The organism is Allosphingosinicella sp., assembly GCF_036387215.1.
Lineage (GTDB): Bacteria > Pseudomonadota > Alphaproteobacteria > Sphingomonadales > Sphingomonadaceae > Allosphingosinicella.
In genome coordinates, this window is the sequence record NZ_DASVUE010000337.1 from 1 (window position 1) to 1699 (window position 1699).

A 1699-nucleotide genomic window follows, 5' to 3' on the forward strand; every position below is an offset into this window, starting at 1 on the left:
GGGAGCGATCATCTTCCGCGGCCCGACGAGCCGGACCTTGTGGGTGAACCGCCCTGCCGGCGGCTGCCCGTCGCTCGATCTCGGCCGCACGCTGGTGACGCGCACGTCCAGCACCCAGCTCTGCCGCGGCGATATCGCGCGCGTGGTCGATCTGACGAGCGGGACCGAATATGGCGGCTGCGGGCTCGGCGACTTCACGCCCTACCGCCGCGTCCGCTAGCGCTTGTAGAGCGCGTCCAGCCGCTCGCCATAGACCTCGCGGATCACGTGGCGGCGGATCTTGATCGAGGGCGTCAATTGCTGGTTGTCGGTGCTGAACGGCTCGTCCGCCAGCACGAACCGCCGCACCTTCTCGATCACCGACAGATCGGCATTCACCCGGTCGACGGCTGAGGAGATGGCGCGGACATAGTCCGGATCCTCGCGGAGCACCGCCGGATCGTTCGGCGTGCCGTTCGCCTTCGCCCATTCCGCCGTCCACTCGGCGTCGGGCACGATCAGGCCGACGACGTACGGCCGGCGGTCGCCCGTCACCATCGCCTGCACGATCTCCGGCTGCAGGGTCAGCATCCCTTCGACGCGTTGCGGAGCGACATTGTCGCCCTTGTCGAGGATGATAAGGTCCTTCTTGCGGTCGGTGATGACGATCCGCCCCGCCTCGTCCAGATGGCCGACGTCGCCGGTGTGAAGCCAGCCGTTCACAACCGTCCGCTCGGTCTGCGCCTGGTTGCGCCAATAACCCTTCATCACGAGTTCGCCCCGGACCAGGATCTCGCCGTCCTCGGCGATCTTCACCTCGGTGTTCTTGAGCGGCGGGCCGACCGTATCCATGCGGACGCCGGCCTTCGGGCGATTGCAGCTGATCACCGGCCCCGCTTCCGTCTGGCCGTAGCCCTGCAGCAAGGTGAGGCCGACCGACTGGAAGAAGATGCCGACATCGGGATTGAGCGGAGCGCCGCCCGAAACCATCGCCTTGATCCTGCCGCCGAAGCGGGCGCTGATCTTCGGTCGCAGCGTTCGGCCGAGGATGAAGTCCATCGGCCGGTCCCAGAGCGGTACCCCGCCCGCGCTTTGCTTGGCGCCGATGCTGAGCGCCCGGTCCATCAGGTAATTGCTGAGCTTGCCCTGCTTCTCCACAGTCTTGAGGATGCGCTGGCGCAGCACCTCGAACAGCCGCGGCACCACCACCATGATGGTCGGACGCACTTCCTCGATGTTGGAGGCGAGCTTTTCCAGCCCTTCCGAATAATAGATCTGGCCGCCGAGCCCGATCGGGAAATGCTGCCCGCCGCTATGCTCGTAGGCATGGCTTGCGGGGAGGAAGGAGAGGAACACCTCGTCGTCCCAGCCGAAATCGTTGGCGATGACGTCGATGCAGCCTTCGACGTTGTGGAGGATCGCGCCGTGATGCTGCATCACGCCCCGCGGCGCCCCGCCGGTGCCGCTCGTATAGATGATGCAGGCGATGTCGTCGCGCGTGAAGTCCGCCGCCGCTGCCGCGCAGGCATCGACGCTTGCCGCTTCGCAGGCGATGAGGTCGTTCCAGTCGTGGAAGCGAACGTTGCTCGCCTGGCCTGCGCGGAGATGATCGATGCCGATCACATGCTCGCAGCCCTGGGTGCGGATCGCGGCCGGAAGCAGCGGCTTGGCGAGCTTCTGGGACGAGACGATCACGGCCCGGGCGCCGCTGTCGTCCAGG

1 protein-coding gene and 1 pseudogene are annotated in these 1699 nt (G+C 66.7%); one reads left to right on the forward strand and one right to left on the reverse strand.

Features of this window, described 5'->3' with window-relative positions:
* Positions 1 to 220 (forward strand): annotated as a pseudogene (locus VF662_RS13550) (hypothetical protein); the annotation flags it as partial.
* On the opposite strand, the gene VF662_RS13555 reads toward VF662_RS13550, so the two are convergent.
* The coding region (locus VF662_RS13555) for an AMP-dependent synthetase/ligase (protein ID WP_464142181.1) at positions 217 to 1699 on the reverse strand (1483 nt) is incomplete at its 5' end. The pseudogene VF662_RS13550 and the gene VF662_RS13555 overlap by 4 nt on opposite strands.